The following is a 1,679-nucleotide window of genomic DNA, read 5'->3' on the forward strand; positions in this document are numbered from 1 at the left end:
GGGGCCTGCCTCCTGCCGCGCGGCGGGGTCTGCGGATCGGCGCCCGCCGCCGCGGCGAGCGAGCCCCGTACCGACCTCGTCGCCGTCCGCCGCCGGGGTGCCGGAACGGACCTCGCGCCCAATGCCTGAGCTGCCCGGCCTGAGCGTTCCCGAGCTGCTGGAGCTGGACCGGCGGCACGTGTGGCATCCGTACGGACCGATGCCCGGTCGTGCCGAACCGCTCGTCGTGGAGTCGGCGAGCGGGGTCCGGCTGCGGCTCGCGGACGGCTCGGGCGAGCTGGTCGACGGGATGTCGTCGTGGTGGTCGGCCATCCACGGCTACCGCCACCCGGTGCTCGACGAGGCGGTGCGCGAGCAGCTGGGGCGGATGAGCCATGTGATGTTCGGCGGGCTCACCCACGAGCCCGCCGTCCGGCTCGCGAAGCTACTTGTCGACATGTCTCCTGACGGCCTGGAGCATGTGTTCCTGGCCGACTCCGGTTCGGTGTCGGTCGAGGTCGCGGTGAAGATGTGCCTGCAGTACTGGCGTTCCCTCGGCCGCGACGGCAAGCAGCGGCTGCTGACGTGGCGGGGCGGCTACCACGGGGACACCTGGAACCCGATGTCGGTGTGCGACCCCGAGGGCGGGATGCACCAGCTGTGGTCCGGCGTGCTGCCCCGTCAGCTGTTCGCGGACGCGCCCCCGGCCGAGTACGAGGAGTCGTACGCGGAGCAGCTGCGCGAGCTGGTCGCCCGGCACGCGGACGAGCTGGCCGCGGTGATCGTGGAACCGGTGGTGCAGGGCGCGGGCGGTATGCGCTTCCACTCCCCTGCCTATCTGCGGGTGCTGCGCGAGGCGTGCGACGAACACGACGTGCTGCTGGTGTTCGACGAGATCGCCACCGGCTTCGGCCGCACGGGCGCGCTGTTCGCGGCGGACCACGCGGCCGTCACCCCCGATGTGATGTGCGTGGGCAAGGCGCTGACCGGCGGCTATCTGACGATGGCGGCCACGCTGTGCACCGCACGGGTCGCCGACGGCATCTCGCGCGGCGAGGTGCCGGTGCTGGCGCACGGCCCGACGTTCATGGGCAACCCGCTGGCGGCGGCGGTGGCCTGTGCCTCGCTCGGGCTCTTGCTCGGGCAGGACTGGCTCGCGGAGGTCAAGCGGATCGAGACGGGTCTGCGGGAAGGGCTGGCGCCGGCCCTCGAGGAGCCCGGTGTGCGGGACGTCCGTGTACTGGGCGCCATCGGGGTCGTCCAGCTCGGCCACGAGGTCGACATGGCCGCCGCGACCCGGGCCGCCGTGCGGGAGGGCGTGTGGCTGCGCCCGTTCCGCGACCTGATCTACACGATGCCGCCGTACGTCACCTCCGACGAGGACGTGGCGCGGATCGCGCGCGCGGTGTGCGCCGCGGCGCGGGAGGGATGACATGCCGGTACTGATGATCACGGGGACGGGCACGGAGATCGGCAAGACCGTCACCACGGCCGCCGTCGCCGCCGCGGCGCTCGCGGCCGGACGCTCGGTGGCCGTGCTGAAGGCCGCGCAGACCGGCGTGGGCCCGGACGAGCGCGGCGACGCCGACGAGGTCGCGCGGAAACAGCGACGACGGAGACCTCGTGGCCAGGGTGGCCGACTCCCTCCGGCACACCGCCAGCTTCATCCGCGACCGGCGCGAGCACCCCGCCAACGGCAC

The 1,679-nt window shown here is 73.5% G+C and carries 2 protein-coding genes and 1 pseudogene; all 3 read left to right on the plus strand.

Annotated features, from left to right (window positions below; genetic code table 11):
- Positions 1 to 129 (plus strand): annotated as a pseudogene (locus tag ACWEN3_RS46275) (biotin synthase BioB); the annotation flags it as partial.
- Positions 122 to 1,411 (plus strand): adenosylmethionine--8-amino-7-oxononanoate transaminase, encoded by a 1,290-nt coding sequence (locus ACWEN3_RS46280; RefSeq protein ID WP_452984421.1) that lies wholly within the window; start codon positions 122 to 124, stop codon positions 1,409 to 1,411. The pseudogene ACWEN3_RS46275 and the gene ACWEN3_RS46280, both read left to right, overlap by 8 nt.
- A 1-nt stretch (position 1,412) precedes the next feature.
- Positions 1,413 to 1,679, plus strand: a 267-nt coding sequence (locus ACWEN3_RS46285; protein ID WP_452984423.1) for an AAA family ATPase, incomplete at its 3' end; no start/stop codon positions are given.

Source organism: Streptomyces sp. NPDC004561, from assembly GCF_053602155.1.

What these genes read in the sequence shown, in the direction of transcription:
- ACWEN3_RS46280 (WP_452984421.1), top strand. Translation starts at nt 122, where the DNA reads ATGCCTGAGCTGCCCGGCCTGAGCGTTCCCGAGCTGCTGGAGCTGGAC.